Annotated in this window: 11 protein-coding genes; 7 read left to right on the top strand and 4 right to left on the bottom strand. The window is 66.0% G+C overall.

Annotated elements, in window-relative coordinates:
* Nucleotides 1-68 precede the first annotated feature (68 nt).
* The 7 genes from ACIPK7_RS23675 (at nucleotide 69) to ACIPK7_RS23645 (ending at nucleotide 3,983) form a co-directional block, all read left to right on the top strand.
* Nucleotides 69-815 (top strand): CTP synthase, encoded by a 747-nt coding sequence (locus tag ACIPK7_RS23675; protein WP_401090548.1) that lies wholly within the window; start codon nucleotides 69-71, stop codon nucleotides 813-815.
* The gene (locus ACIPK7_RS23670) at nucleotides 812-1,135 is read left to right on the top strand and encodes an antibiotic biosynthesis monooxygenase (protein WP_192434699.1); all 324 of its coding nucleotides are present in this window, start codon (nucleotides 812-814) and stop codon (nucleotides 1,133-1,135) included. The genes ACIPK7_RS23675 and ACIPK7_RS23670 overlap by 4 nt, the downstream gene beginning before the upstream one ends.
* A gap of 92 nt (nucleotides 1,136-1,227) precedes the next feature.
* Complete coding sequence (locus ACIPK7_RS23665; RefSeq protein WP_192434697.1) at nucleotides 1,228-1,689, top strand: hypothetical protein; 462 nt, start codon at nucleotides 1,228-1,230, stop codon at nucleotides 1,687-1,689.
* 20 nt (nucleotides 1,690-1,709) lie between these two features.
* Nucleotides 1,710-2,135, top strand: coding sequence for a VOC family protein (locus ACIPK7_RS23660; protein WP_192434695.1), 426 nt, complete (start codon nucleotides 1,710-1,712; stop codon nucleotides 2,133-2,135).
* Between the two features lie 145 nt (nucleotides 2,136-2,280).
* Nucleotides 2,281-2,925, top strand: a complete 645-nt coding sequence (locus tag ACIPK7_RS23655; protein ID WP_192434693.1) for a C40 family peptidase — start codon at nucleotides 2,281-2,283, stop codon at nucleotides 2,923-2,925.
* Nucleotides 2,926-3,072: 147 nt separating this feature from the next.
* On the top strand, nucleotides 3,073-3,666 hold the full coding sequence (locus ACIPK7_RS23650; RefSeq protein WP_192434691.1) for a C40 family peptidase: 594 nt from the start codon (nucleotides 3,073-3,075) through the stop codon (nucleotides 3,664-3,666).
* Between the two features lie 23 nt (nucleotides 3,667-3,689).
* Nucleotides 3,690-3,983 (top strand): hypothetical protein, encoded by a 294-nt coding sequence (locus ACIPK7_RS23645; protein WP_192434689.1) that lies wholly within the window; start codon nucleotides 3,690-3,692, stop codon nucleotides 3,981-3,983.
* A 7-nt stretch (nucleotides 3,984-3,990) separates the two neighbouring features.
* Here ACIPK7_RS23645 and ACIPK7_RS23640 read toward each other — a convergent pair whose 3' ends face one another.
* The 4 genes from ACIPK7_RS23640 to ACIPK7_RS23625 are packed head-to-tail and all read right to left on the bottom strand — an operon-like array spanning nucleotide 3,991 to nucleotide 12,996.
* Nucleotides 3,991-5,466: an efflux transporter outer membrane subunit gene (locus ACIPK7_RS23640; protein WP_401090544.1), complete on the bottom strand. Its 1,476-nt coding sequence runs from the start codon at nucleotides 5,464-5,466 to the stop codon at nucleotides 3,991-3,993.
* Complete coding sequence (locus ACIPK7_RS23635; RefSeq protein ID WP_401090542.1) at nucleotides 5,463-8,579, bottom strand: multidrug efflux RND transporter permease subunit; 3,117 nt, start codon at nucleotides 8,577-8,579, stop codon at nucleotides 5,463-5,465. The genes ACIPK7_RS23640 and ACIPK7_RS23635 overlap by 4 nt, the downstream gene beginning before the upstream one ends.
* Nucleotides 8,579-11,701 (bottom strand): MdtB/MuxB family multidrug efflux RND transporter permease subunit, encoded by a 3,123-nt coding sequence (locus ACIPK7_RS23630; protein ID WP_401090540.1) that lies wholly within the window; start codon nucleotides 11,699-11,701, stop codon nucleotides 8,579-8,581. The genes ACIPK7_RS23635 and ACIPK7_RS23630 overlap by 1 nt, the downstream gene beginning before the upstream one ends.
* Nucleotides 11,698-12,996 (bottom strand): MdtA/MuxA family multidrug efflux RND transporter periplasmic adaptor subunit, encoded by a 1,299-nt coding sequence (locus ACIPK7_RS23625; RefSeq protein ID WP_401090538.1) that lies wholly within the window; start codon nucleotides 12,994-12,996, stop codon nucleotides 11,698-11,700. Before ACIPK7_RS23625 ends, ACIPK7_RS23630 begins: the two co-directional genes overlap by 4 nt.
* Between the last annotated feature and the right edge of the window lie 207 nt (nucleotides 12,997-13,203).

Raw genomic sequence — 13,203 nt, 5'->3', positions numbered from 1 at the left:
CACCTGCGCAACTATAAATTGCCTCCCATGGGCCCGCCAATGGGCCACGACGCCAGGGGGAACACAGGATGGGAAAACGTCGTAAAGCACTGCGCATAGGCCTGATCGGCGACCGTGACAGTCGCGTCACTGCCCACTGGGCGATTCCCCTGGCCCTCCAGCAATCGTTGCTGCCGCATTCGGGCACCCTGCGCGTGGACTGGCTGGACACTCCGCGCCTCGCCCAAGGCCTGGACCTGGAGGTGTATTCCGGCTTCTGGTGCATCCCAGGCAGCCCTTACCTCAACACCGAAGGCGCCCTGCAGGCGATCACCTTTGCCCGCGAAAACCAAGTGCCCTTCCTCGGCACCTGCGGCGGCTTCCAGCACGCCCTGCTGGAGCGCGCCCGCAACGTCCTCGGCTGGAGCGACGCGGCCCATTCCGAGCTGGATCCTCAAGCGGCGCGCCCGGTGGTGCATGCCCTGCCCTGTTCGCTGGTGGAAGTCAGCGAGACCATCCGCCTCAGCGCCGGCTCGCACCTGGCGGCCATTTATGGCCTGCCGGAAATCCGCGAAGGCTATCGCTGCCGCTACGGGGTCAACCCGGAGTTTCAGGACGAGCTGTTCGGTGGCTCGTTGCGCGCCTGCGCCCATGGCGAGGACGGCAACATCCGCGCACTGGAAGCGAGCGATCATCCGTTCTTCGTCGCCACGCTGTTCCAGCCCGAGCGCAAGGCGCTGGCCGGAATCGCTGTGCCGCTGGCCGAAGCGCTCCTGTCCGCCGCTTTCCGCCATCAATCCAGCCAAGAGCCCAGCCGCCTCAGGAGCCCCGCATGATCGCCCGCACACCTCAACCGCCCTACTACGCGGTGACCTTCACGTCCCTGCGTACCGAGCTGGACGAAGGCTACGGCGCCACCGCCGAACGCATGCTCGAGCTGGCCACGCAGCAGGACGGTTTCCTCGGCGTCGAGTCGGCTCGCGGCTCCGACGGCTTAGGGCTGACCGTGTCCTACTGGCGCGACGAATCCGCCATCCGCCAGTGGAAGCAGCAGACCGAGCACCGCATGGCCCAGCAGGCCGGCCGTCGCGACTGGTACAGCGTCTTCCGCGTACGCATCAGCCGCGTCGAGCGTGAATACGGTTTCGAACGCTGAGCGACCCGTTCTGGCCCAGACACGACATGCCGGGTTCGATGCCCGGCGCACATCGTCTAGGCTGGTCCCATTCAGCAAAGGGGGACCGACGCATGCACCGACAAGCCAGTGAACTGCAGGCCGCCTACCTGGGCGAAGTCCGCGGCGAAAACTTCTTCCTCGGCCTGGCCGAGCAACTGCCGGAGGGGGCGTCATCGATGCTCCTGCTGGCGCGACTGGAGCGCCAGACCGGCCTGCGCATGGCGCGCCTGTTGCAGCGTCACGGCCTGCCGCTGGGCGACACAGCCCACGCCGCAAAGCAAGGCCGCCAGCGCGCAATGGACTGGCTGGGGCTGGACTGGCCACAGACCCTGGAGAAGCTCGAAATGCTGGTGGAGCCCTATGTACAGCGCTACGACAGCCTGGCTGACGAGGGCGACGACGATGACCGCGACATCCTTGAGGATCTCGCCGAGCATGAACATGCTTTGCTGCAGTTCACCCGCCTGGCCCGCGAGGGTGAGATGAACGCGGCCCAAGCCAGCATCACGCGATTACTGAGCGTACCGGCCTGAACCTGACAGGGAGCACGTCCATGCCACTATCGCCTTTCCACCTGGCCATTCCGGTCTACGACCTGTCCCTGGCGCGCCGCTTCTACCGCGAAGTCTTGGGCCTCCGCGAAGGCCGCAGCAGCACCCAGTGGGTGGACTTCGACTTCTTCGGCCACCAATTGGTGATCCATGAGCACCCGCGCACCGCCAGCCAGGAGGCGGCGCACACCAACCCGGTGGACGGCCACGATGTGCCAGTACCGCATTTCGGCGTGGTGCTGCCCTGGGAAGACTGGGAGCGGCTTGCGCAGCGCCTGCGCGCACGCAACATGCATTTCGTTATCGAGCCCCACGTGCGTTTTCAGGGGCAGGTGGGCGAGCAGGCCACGCTGTTTCTCTTCGATCCCTGTGGCAATGCCCTGGAGTTCAAGGCCTTCAAGGATATCGGCCAGCTGTTCGCGCGCTGAGCCTTCGCTTTCGGTGCGTGGCCAGATGACCAGTCATCCACCGTGGAATCACCCTTCACTCCATGCGGAATCATCCTACATAGCATTTCTCTAGCCATTCCTACGATGGCGCCCGTCTTCCCTGCTCACCCTGAGGTGACTCGACGTGCGCCCTTCCCGCTTGATTCCCTTCTGCCTCCTCTGCACCCTGGCGGCGCCCATTGCGCTAGCCGATAAGCTGGACGCCCCGGATTGGCGTCGCAGCGAGGCCTCGGCCATCGACCGGAGCTTCTTCCCCGCCGCCAGCTCCACTGCACGCCAAGCAGGTGCGCGTCGCAACTCGGAATCCGTGCAGGTCTCCCGCCTGGGCGAGCGTTCGAGCACGCTCGCCCGGCTGCGCCATGAAGACCGACGGCGCTTCAGTCCGGTGGACACCTCACGCATCGTTGCTCGCGCCCACGAACTGATCGGCACACCCTATCGCTGGGGCGGCCAGACCGAGGAAGACGGTTTCGATTGCAGCGGCCTGTTGGTCTATCTCTACCGCAGCATCGCCGATCGCAAGTTACCGAGAACCACCGCCTCGATGATTGCCCAGCGCCACAATCAGGTGGACCGTGACGAACTGCAGCCCGGCGACGCCGTGTTCTTCAACCACAACGGCGAGGGAGCCACCAGCCATGTGGGCTTGTACATCGGCGGCGACCGCTTCATTCACGCGCCCAGCACCGGCAAAACCATCCGCATCGACTCCCTCGACAACAGCTACTGGCAGCGCAGCTACACCACGGCGCGCAGGTTCAGCGGCTGAGCGGATGCGGTTCCACGAGCGAGTCACAGCTCACCGCTCAATCAGAAAATGCCTACCGGCTTTTGCATCTTTCCCACGTCAATTCTTGCAACGAGATTTCTAAGATAGCGCCCCGTTCCATTGTCCCGTTTCCCAGATGTCCCCCAAATGCATCCCCTGATCATCCTGAGCACCGCACTGCTGCTCACTCTTTCCGTTATGGCGGTCGAAGCCCGCGAGACGAAGAGCCCCACCGCCCACAAAGCCAGTGCAAAGCCTGCGCGTGCCTCACAAGGCAAAGCGGCCAATCGAAACATCGTTCACCAGCATCCGAATGCCAAGCGAGCGCCCCGCGCCAACCTGCACAAGATCAAACCGGGCAGCAACTCCCGCGTAGTTTCCCGCGCCCGGGAGCTCATCGGCATCCCCTATCGATTCGGCGGCACCACGGTGGCCAGCGGTTTCGATTGCAGCGGCCTGCTGGTCTACCTGTTCCGCACCGAGGCGGGCATGAAGCTGCCGCGCACCACAGGCGAGATGATCGACAGCGACAGCCTGCGCATCCACCGTGACGAGCTCAAACCCGGCGATGCCGTGTTCTTCAACCGCAACGGCCGCGGCAACATCAGCCACGTCGGGCTCTATATCGGCAATAACCAGTTCATCCATGCCCCCAGCAGCGGCGGCCGCATACGCCAGGACTCCCTGGACAATCGCTATTGGGATCGCAGCTTCACTACCGCACGCCGTTTCAACGGCTGACATCCATCCGCAAGAGGCTCGCGATGCCCGGCATCCTGGTCGAGATCGTCCGCTACACCGAAGAGTGCTTTCCCGGTTGGGCCGAGTGCCGGCTGATCGACTCCGACGGCCGCGACTGGCGCTTCCTGAAGAAGCGCTCGGCGGTCATTCACGGCCCGGACGACGGTCGCCTGCCCGCCAGCGGGCGTATTGCCTGCGAAGTGCTGGAACGCTTAGACGGCACGGTGCTGGTCAGCACCGTAAAGCCGCGCGGCATTCGCTCACTGGACGGCGAGAATCGCTTCCGCATTCCCGTGAGCGCGCTGCACGAAGACTGACCCTGCGTCAGTCCCGCTGCGCCTGCCCTTCCTCGGCGATTTTCGCCGCATCCCAACCGCCGCCCAGAGCCGCAATCAGCTGCACGCTGGCGGTCAGGCGGCTGCCGGTCAAGGTCAGCAGCGTGCGCTCGTTGGACAGCGCGCTGGTCTGGGTGGTGACCACGTTGCTGTAGTCGATGGTGCCGGCCTTGTACTGGTTGGTGGTCAGGCGCAGCGCCTCTCGGGCGGAGTCCAGCGCTTCCTGCTGCACGCCGCTTTCCTCTTCCAGCACCTTGAGCTGGACCATGTAGTCCTCCACCTCGCGGAAGCTGTCCAGCACGGTCTGCCGGTAGCTCGCCACGGTCTGGTCGTAGCTCGCCTCGGCCTGCTCGACCTGGGAGGCGATCAGCCCGCCGTCGAACAGGGTCATGGCGAACTGCGGGCCGATGGACCAGTAGCGGTTGGGCGTCTCGATCCAGTTCTGGAAACTGCCGCTGCGGTAGCCGCCGGCGGCGGTGAGGGTCAGGTCGGGGAACCACGCAGCCTTGGCCACGCCGATCTTGGCGTTGGCGGAAATCACCTGGCGCTCGGCGGAGGCCACGTCGGGGCGGCGCTGCAGCAATTCCGACGGCAACAGCGTCGGCACATTCGGCAGGTTCGGCACGCCGTCCACGGCCGCCAGGGAGAACTGCGCCGGCGGCACGCCGACCAGCACGGCAATGGCATGCTCCAGCTGCGCACGTTGGTACTTCAGGTCGATGGCCTGGGCCTCGGTGCTTTTCAGCTGGGTGCGTGCCTGGGCGACATCGGCTTTGGTCACGATGCCAGCGTTGTACTGATTCTCGGTGAGCTTGAGCGAGCGCTGGTAGGCCGTGACCGTGTCGTTGAGCAGCTTGATCTGCTGGTCCATCACGCGCAGTTGCAGGTAGTTCTGGGTCAACTGCGATTGCAGGGAAAGCCGCGAGTTAGCCAGATCCGCCGCGCTGGCGTCCATGCTCGCGTTGTCGGCTTCCAGCTGGCGGCGCAGCTTGCCCCACAGGTCCAGCTCCCAGCTCACACCGAGACTCGCCGAGTAGCTGTTGCTGATCGAGCTGCTGCCGCCGCCACTGCTGACGGTGGAGCCGTCCGGCAGGCGCACGCTGCCGCCGCTGCCGGTGCCTTGCCCGGAGCGGGTCTTGCCGGCGTCGGCGCTGATGCTGGGGAAGAACGACGAGCGCGCACCCTTGGCCAGCGCCTGGGCCTGGCGGTAGGACGCGAGCGACTGCGCCAGGGTCTGGTTGGCAGCCACCAGGCGGGTCTGCAGGTCGTTCAGCGTGGCGTCGCCGTACAGCTCCCACCAGGCACCGTGGTTGAAGCCGTCCTGCGGCTTCGCCAGTTGCCAGCCCTCGCCCTCCTTGAAGCTGGCGGGCACCGTCAGCTCGGGGCGCTGGTAGCCCGGGCCGATGGCGCAACCGGCCAGTGCCACGGCCAACGCCAAGGGAAGAAGTGAACGGGAACGGATCATACGGGTGTCTCCAGGGCGCCGTCGGTGCGCACGCCGCGCTTCTTGTTGACCCAATGGCGCAGGCGGTCGAGGTAGAGGTAGACGACGGGGGTGGTGTACAGGGTCAGCAACTGGCTGCCGATCAGGCCGCCGACGATGGTCATGCCCAGCGGGCGACGCAGCGCGGCGTCGCCGCCGATGCCGAAGATCAGCGGCAGCGCGCCGAGGATGGCGGCCAGGGTAGTCATCATGATCGGCCGGAAGCGCTTCATCGCCGCCTCCAGGATCGCGTCCCGAGGTGACAGGCCCTGGGTGCGTTCGGCGTCCAGGGCGAAGTCGATCATCATGATGGCGTTCTTCTTCACGATGCCGATCAGCAGGATCACCCCGATCAGCGCGATCAGCGACAGCTCGGTGCGGAACAGCATCAGCGTGAGCAGCGCGCCGACCCCCGCCGAGGGCAGCGTCGAGAGAATGGTCAGCGGATGCACATAGCTCTCGTAGAGAATGCCCAGCACGATGTACACCGAGATCAGCGCCAGCAGGATCAGCCAGGGCATGTCGTTCTGCGTGTCCTGCACCGCGCCTGCGTTGCCTTCGAAGGTGGCCTGGATTTCCATCGGCAGGTGGATGGGTTCCACCGCCGCCAGGATCGCATCGCGCGCCGGGCCGATCTGCGCGCCCTGGGCCAGGTTGAAGGAGAAGGTAGTGGCGGCGAACTGGCCCTGGTGGTTGACCTCCAGCGGCGCGCGGCTCGGTTCGATGTGGGTGAAGGCCGACAGCGGAATGCGCTGCCCTTCGCTGTTGATCACGTAGACCTGGCGCAGCTCTTCGGGCGTTTCCTGGTACGGCTGGGCGACTTCCATCACCACGTGGTACTGGTTCAGCGGGTTGAAGATGGTCGACACCTGGCGCTGGCCGTAGGAATTGTTCAGCACCGCGTCCACCTCGGCGACGTTCACCCCCAGGCTCGCCGCGCGGTCGCGGTCGATCACCAGGCGGCTCTGCACGCCCTTGTCCTGCGCATCGCTGTTCACATCGACGATCTGCGGCACCTTGTTCATCGCCGCCTCGACCTTGGGCGCCCATTCGCGCAGCAGGGTGAGGTCGTCGCTGCGCAGAGTGAAGTCGTACTGCGCATTGCCCTGGCGGCCGCCGATGCGCACGTCCTGGCCGGCGACCAGGAACAGGTTGGCGCCGGGCACCTCCGCCAGCTTTTTGCGCAAGCGGTTGACGATGGTCTCGGCGGAGTCGCGTTCGGTGATGTCCTTCAGGGTGACGAAGAAGGAGCCGGTGTTGCTCGACTGCCACTTGCCGCCGCCGACAAAGCCCACCACGTTCTCCACGCCTGGGTCTTCGGAAAGGATCCGGCGGAACTGCGCCATCTTCTTGTCCAGCGCCTGGAACGAGATGCTCTGGTCGGCCACCGCGAAGCCGCGCAGGCGCCCGGAGTCCTGCTGCGGCAGGAAGCCCTTGGGCACCACCACGAACAGGTACAGGTTCAGCGCGATGCAGCCGAGCATGATCATCACCATCAGCCGTGAGTGCTCCAGTGCCCAGCTCAGGCTGGCGCGGTAGCGCTGCATGAAGGCAACGAAATAGCGGTTGCTCTGGCGCTCCACCGAGGCCTTCTTCGGCCCGCGCTCAACCGGCTTGAGCAGGCGCGCGCAGAGCATCGGCGTCAGCGTCAGGGAGACCACCAGCGACACCAGGATGGCCGCCGCCAGGGTCACCGAGAACTCACGGAACAGCCGCCCGGTGATGCCGCCCATGAGCAGCAGCGGGATGAACACCGCCACCAGCGACAGGGTCATCGACAGCACGGTGAAACTCACTTCCCGCGCGCCGCGGATCGCTGCCTGGATCGGCGGGTCGCCTTCCTCGATGCGCCGGGCGATGTTCTCTACCACCACGATGGCGTCGTCCACCACGAAGCCAGTGGCGATGATCAGCGCCATCAGCGACAGGTTGTTCAGCGAGAAGCCGCACAGGTACATGACCGCGAAGGTGCCCACCAGCGACACCGGCACCGCGAGGCTGGGGATCAGCGTGGCGCGGCCGTTGCGCAGGAACAGGTAGACCACCAGGATCACCAGCACCACGGAGATGATCAGGGTCAGCTCGGCTTCTTCCAGGGAGGAGCGGATCGACGGGCTGCGGTCGTCCATCACCGACAGCTTCACCTGCGGGCCGAGCACGTCCTGGATGATCGGCAGCTGCTCGTGGATGGCGTCGGTGGCTTCGATGATGTTGGCACCGGGCTGTCGGGTGATGATCAGCAGCACTGCCGGCAGGTCGTCGGAGAAGCCAGCGTTACGCACATCCTCCACCGAGTCGGTAACCTTGGCCACGTCGCGCAGGCGCACCGCTGCGCCGGTGTCGGCGTTGTAGTGGACGATCAGCGGGGCGTACTCGCTGGCCTTGCGCAGCTGGTCGTTGGAGTCCACCTGCCAGTGCCGCTCGCCGAACTCCAGCGAGCCCTTGGGGCCGTCGGCGTTGGTGTTGTTGATGGCGTTGCGCACCGTGTCCAGGGAAATGCCGTACTGGCTGAGCTGGTCCGGATTGACATCGACGCGCACCGCCGGCAGCGAGGAGCCGCCGATGCTCACCTGCCCTACCCCCTTCACCTGCGCCAGCTTGGGCGAGACGATGGTCGAGGCCAGGTCGTACATCTGCCCGCGGGTGTAGGTATCCGAGGTCAGGGTGAGGATCATGATCGGCATGTCCGACGGGTTCGCCTTGCGGTACGTCGGATTGTTCGGCATGCCCGAGGGCAGCAGGCTCATGGCCGCATTGATCGCCGATTGCACCTCGCGCGCGGCGCCGTCGATGTCCTTGGACAGGTCGAACTGGATGATGATGGTGGTGTTGCCCAGGGAGCTGCTGGAGGTCATGTCGGTGACCCCGGCGATGCGACCCAGCGAGCGCTCCAGCGGTGTTGCCACCGTGGAGGCCATGGTTTCCGGGCTGGCGCCGGGCAAGGAGGCCTGCACCAGGATGGTCGGGAAATCGACGTTGGGCAGCGGAGCCACCGGCAGCAAACTGAACGACAGTGCGCCGGCCAGCATCAGCGCCAGGGTCAGCAGGCAGGTGGCGACCGGGCGCAGGATGAACAGGCGCGACAGGCCGCCCATCAGCCACGCTCCGCCGGGTCGATGCTGTTCACGTCAAGGCCGTGGCGCTGACGCCAGTTGGCCCAGCGCGTGGCCAGACGGTCGAAGTACAGGTAGATCACTGGCGTGGTGAACAGCGTCAGCAACTGGCTGACCAGCAGGCCGCCGACCATGGTGACGCCCAGCGGCTGGCGCAGCTCGGCGCCGGCGCCACCGGCGAGCATCAGCGGCAGCGCGCCGAGCAGTGCGGCCATGGTGGTCATCAGGATCGGCCGGAAGCGCAGCAGGCACGCCTGGTAGATCGCCTCATGGGGCGGCTTGCCTTCGTTGCGTTCGGCGTCCAGGGCGAAGTCGATCATCATGATCGCGTTCTTCTTCACGATGCCGATCAGCAGGATGATGCCGATGATCGCCACGATGCCGATGTCCTGCCCCGAGAGCATCAGCGCCAGCAGCGCGCCCACGCCCGCAGAGGGTAGCGTGGAGAGGATGGTCACCGGGTGGATGAAGCTCTCGTAGAGGATGCCCAGCACGATGTACATGGTGACGATAGACGCCAGCACCAGCAGCAGGGTGTTGGACAGCGAAGCCTCGAAGGCCTGCGCCGCACCGCGGAAGCTGCCCTGCAGGCTGACGGGCATTTCCATCTGCGCCTCGACGTCGCGGATCGCCTGCACCGCCTCGCCGAGGGCGACGCCCTTGGCCAGGTTGAAGGAGATGGTCGCGGCCGGGAACTGGGCGATGTGGTTGACCGCCAGCAGGGTGTGGCGCTCCTCCACCTTCGCCAGGCTCGACAGGCGCACCTGGGTGCCGTCGCTGGACGGCACGTAGAGGTTCTCCAGCGACTGCGGGCCGATCTGGAATTCCGGCGCCACTTCCAGCACCACGCGGTACTGCGTGGCCTGGGTGAAGATGGTGGAGATCAGTCGCTGGCCGAAGGCGTTGTACAGCACGCTGTCGATGCTCGACAGGCTCACGCCCAGGCGCGAGGCGGTATCGCGGTCGATGTTGATGTAGGCCTGCAGGCCCTTGTCCTGCCAGTCGGTGGCCACGTCGGCCAGCTCCGGCAGTTGTTGCAGGCGGTCCACCAGGCGCGGCACCCAGTCGGCGAGGACATCCGGGTCGGCGTCCTGCAGGGTGAACTGGTACTGCGTGCGGGCGATACGGTCCTCGATGGTCAGGTCCTGCACCGGCTGCATGTACAACTTGATGCCGGCGATCTGGTCCAGCTCCGGCTGCAGGCGATGGATCACCTCGCTGGCGGTCACGTCACGCTCGGCGTGGGGCTTGAGGTTGATCAGCAGGCGCCCGGTGTTGAGGGTGGCGTTGGTGCCGTCGACGCCGATGAACGAGGACAGGCTGTCCACCGCCGGGTCCTTCAGCACGATCTTCGCCAGGTCCTGCTGGCGGCTGGCCATGGACTGGAAGGAGATCGACTGCGGCGCCTCGGCGATGCCCTGGATCACCCCGGTGTCCTGCACCGGGAAGAAGCCCTTGGGCATGAAGATGTACAGCAGCGCGGTGAGCACCACGGTGGCGATGGCCACCAGCAGGGTCAGCGGCTGATGGCGCAGCACCACACGCAAGGCGGCGGCGTAGCGCTCGATCATGTTGTCGATGAAGCGCCCGGCGGCGCGGGCGAAGCGCCCCTCCTTCTCCGGCTCGACGTGGCGCAGCAGCTTGGCGCTGAGCATCGGCGTCAGGGTCAGGGAAACAAAGCCGGAGATCAGGATCGCCACCGCCAGGGTGATGGCGAATTCGCGGAACAATCGCCCGGCCACATCGCCCATGAACAGCAGCGGGATCAGCACGGCGATCAGCGAGAAGGTCAGCGAGATGATGGTGAAGCCGATCTGTTTCGAGCCCTTGAGCGACGCTTCCAGCGGCTCGTCGCCCTGCTCCAGGTAACGCGCGATGTTCTCCACCATGACGATGGCGTCGTCCACCACGAAGCCGGTGGCGATGGTCAGCGCCATCAGCGTCAGGTTGTTGATCGAGAAGCCGGCGAGGTACATCACGCCGAAGGTGCCGATCAGCGACAGCGGCACGGCGAAGCTGGGGATCAGCGTCGCGGAAATATTGCGCAGGAACAGGAAGGTGACCATCACCACCAGGCAGACGGCGAGGAACAGCTCGAACTGCACGTCCGCCACGGAGGCGCGGATGGTCGTGGTGCGGTCGGTGAGCATCGTCACTTCCAGGCTGCCGGGCAGTGTCGCCTGCAGCTGCGGGAGCATCTTCTTGATGCTGTCGACCACCTCGATGACGTTGGCGCCCGGCTGGCGCTGGATGTTCAGCACCACGGCCGGCGAGGTGTTGGCCCAGGCGGCCAGGCGCACGTTCTCGGCGTCGTCTTCCACGCTGGCCACGTCGCGCACGCGCAGCGGCGAGCCGTTCTTGTAGGCGATGATCAGGTCGCGGTAGGCGTCGGCGGACTTGAGCTGGTCGTTGGCGTCCAGGGTCGAGGAGCGGGTCGGGCCGTCGAAGCTGCCCTTGGGGCCGTTGAGGTTGTTGTTGGTGACGGTGGTCTGCAGGTCTTCCAGGCTCAGGCCGGCGGCCGCGAGGGCGCCGGGGTTGGCGCGAATGCGCACGGCCGGGCGCTGGCCGCCACTGATGCTGACCAGGCCGACGCCGGAAATCTGCGAAATCTTCTGCGCAAGGCGCGTGTCGACCAGGTCCTGGATCTGCGGCAGCGGCATGTCCGGAGACATCACCGCCAGGGTCAGGATCGGCGCGTCCGCCGGGTTCACCTTGCTGTACACCGGCTGGTTCGGCAGGTCCTTGGGCAGCAGGCTCTGCGCGGTGTTGATCGCCGCCTGGACTTCCTGCTCGGCCACATCAAGGTTGATCTGCAGGCTGAACTGCAGGGTGATCACCGAGGCGCCACCAGAGCTGGTGGAGGACATCTCGTTGAGGCCGGGAATCTGCCCCAGCTGGTTCTCCAGCGGCGCGGTCACCGAGGAAGTCATGATGTCCGGGCTGGCGCCGGGGTACAGGGTCACCACCTGGATGGTCGGGTAGTCCACTTCCGGCAGCGCCGAGATCGGCAGGAAGCGGTAGGCGATGATCCCCGACAGCAGGATCGCCACCATCAGGAGCGTGGTGGCGACCGGCCGCAGGATGAACAGGCGGGACGGGTTCATTCGCTCTTACCGCTGTCCTGGACCGGGATGTCCGAACCGAACGGCTTGGCGGTGGACTTGTCGCCCTCTTCTGTGGCGGCCGCGCGGGCCTTCTCGTCGGAGGTCGCGATGTTCATGCGGGTGCCGTCGCGCAGGCGGTCGGTGCCTTCGACGACGACACGGTCGCCTTCCTTCAGGCCCTCGGTGACCACCACGCGCTCGCTCTCGCTGGTGCCCAGGGTGACCAGCTGGCGCTTGGCCTTGCTCTCCTCGCCCACCAGGTACACGTAGGTGCCGTCGTTGCCGCGTTGCACGGCGTTGGCCGGAATGGTCAGCACGCCCGGCAGGGTCTCGGCGAGCAGGCGTACGTTGACGAACTGGTTGGGGAACAGCCTGTGGTCGTCGTTCTCGAATCCGGCCTTGAGCTTGACGGTACCGGTGGTGGTGTCGATCTGGTTGTCCAGGGTCTTCAGCACGCCGGTGGCCAGGGTCTGGTTCTGGTTGCGGTCCAGCGCCTCGACCGGCACCGGCTTGCCGCTGTAAAGCTCGCGGGCGATGGTGCCCAGTTGCTGCTGCGGCAGGCTGAACACCACGGAGATCGGCTTGACCTGGGTGATCACCACCAGCGGCGTGGTGTCGCCGGAGGTGACCAGGTTGCCCACGTCCACCTGACGCAGACCGACGCGGCCGGAGATGGGCGCGCGCACCTGGGTGAATTCGAGGTTGAGCTTGGCGTCAGCGACCTGGCCCTGGTTGGTCTTCAGGGTGCCTTCGTACTGGCGGACCTGGGCTTCCTGGGTGTCCAGGGTCTGCTTGGCGATGGAATCCTCGGCGTACAGGCCCTTGTAGCGGGCCAGGTCGATCTGCGCGTTCTTCAGCTGCGCCTGGTTCTGCAGCAGCGTGCCCTGGGCCTGGTCCAGCGCGGCCTGGAACGGACGCGGGTCGATCACCGCGAGCACATCGCCGGCCCTCACTTCCTGGCCTTCCTGGAACGGCACCTTGACCAGTTGGCCGCTGACCCGCGCCCGGACGTTGACGGTGTTATAGGCCGTCACCGTGCCCAGTGCGTGGTAGTGCACCGGGAGGTCGCCCTTGACCACCGGCGCGACGCTGACGGTCACCGCCGCACCGCCCTGCCCCGCGGCCATCTGTCCCGGCCCCGGTCGCCCGCCCCGTCCGCCCTGGGCTGCCGGCGCTCCCGAAGACGTCGAGTGCAGCCACATGATCAGCCCGACCACAGCGGCGAACAGCAGCGCAGTGATGAGCCAGGGGCGCAGGGTGCGAAGTTTCGAGGGCGATCCGTTGCTTGCAGTCATGGGGCTTCGTCTTGTTGAAAAGGGGCTTGGCGCGAAAAAGTGAGAATAGCGAGGCTGAACGATAAGCACAGCCAGGCCGCAGGCAAAGTCTCTTTACCCGCTATTTACCTTTGATTTACCGGGAGTTACGAATTACCGGGGCATTGCGACCCGGAAATGGCGCGGGAGGTTCCCGCGCCATTGGGGCCAGTCCTGATGAACTGGCCC

Source organism: Pseudomonas sp. NPDC086581, assembly GCF_044746165.1.
In the GTDB taxonomy this organism is placed as follows: Bacteria; Pseudomonadota; Gammaproteobacteria; order Pseudomonadales; family Pseudomonadaceae; genus Pseudomonas.
Note: the sequence above shows the minus strand (reverse complement) of the source record. Positions and strands in the feature narration are given on the sequence as shown.

What these genes read in the sequence shown, in the direction of transcription:
- ACIPK7_RS23625 (WP_401090538.1), bottom strand. Translation starts at nt 12,996, where the DNA reads ATGACTGCAAGCAACGGATCGCCCTCGAAACTTCGCACCCTGCGCCCC.
- ACIPK7_RS23665 (WP_192434697.1), top strand. Translation starts at nt 1,228, where the DNA reads ATGCACCGACAAGCCAGTGAACTGCAGGCCGCCTACCTGGGCGAAGTC.
- ACIPK7_RS23660 (WP_192434695.1), top strand. Translation starts at nt 1,710, where the DNA reads ATGCCACTATCGCCTTTCCACCTGGCCATTCCGGTCTACGACCTGTCC.
- ACIPK7_RS23635 (WP_401090542.1), bottom strand. Translation starts at nt 8,579, where the DNA reads ATGGGCGGCCTGTCGCGCCTGTTCATCCTGCGCCCGGTCGCCACCTGC.
- ACIPK7_RS23670 (WP_192434699.1), top strand. Translation starts at nt 812, where the DNA reads ATGATCGCCCGCACACCTCAACCGCCCTACTACGCGGTGACCTTCACG.
- ACIPK7_RS23675 (WP_401090548.1), top strand. Translation starts at nt 69, where the DNA reads ATGGGAAAACGTCGTAAAGCACTGCGCATAGGCCTGATCGGCGACCGT.
- ACIPK7_RS23645 (WP_192434689.1), top strand. Translation starts at nt 3,690, where the DNA reads ATGCCCGGCATCCTGGTCGAGATCGTCCGCTACACCGAAGAGTGCTTT.
- ACIPK7_RS23650 (WP_192434691.1), top strand. Translation starts at nt 3,073, where the DNA reads ATGCATCCCCTGATCATCCTGAGCACCGCACTGCTGCTCACTCTTTCC.
- ACIPK7_RS23630 (WP_401090540.1), bottom strand. Translation starts at nt 11,701, where the DNA reads ATGAACCCGTCCCGCCTGTTCATCCTGCGGCCGGTCGCCACCACGCTC.
- ACIPK7_RS23640 (WP_401090544.1), bottom strand. Translation starts at nt 5,466, where the DNA reads ATGATCCGTTCCCGTTCACTTCTTCCCTTGGCGTTGGCCGTGGCACTG.